Raw genomic sequence first — 206 nt, forward strand, 5'->3', positions numbered from 1 at the left:
GGGCCCGGGCATCGCGGTGATGATAGGCGCGGAAGTTGATGGATTTCTCCACCACCTGGTGACGGGTTTGCAGGCCCCACACGCCGTCCTCGCCGCTGGCGAAACCGGCCGGCGCACGCAACGGCAGCTTTACGCCGAACTGGTAGTGACGCTGGTCGTCGTGGAATTCGACGACGTCGATCTGCAGGCGGTCGTCGTGGCTGAAG

At 65.0% G+C, this 206-nt stretch carries 1 protein-coding gene; it reads right to left on the minus strand.

What is annotated here, in order from left to right; translation table 11 throughout:
• On the minus strand, window positions 1-206 hold a 206-nt coding region (locus ACM6I6_RS29055), incomplete at both ends, for a hypothetical protein (RefSeq protein ID WP_414921149.1).

The sequence above is a fragment of the Pseudomonas sp. IT-P218 genome (assembly GCF_949767605.1).
Classification (GTDB): Bacteria; Pseudomonadota; Gammaproteobacteria; order Pseudomonadales; family Pseudomonadaceae; genus Aquipseudomonas; species Aquipseudomonas putida_AE.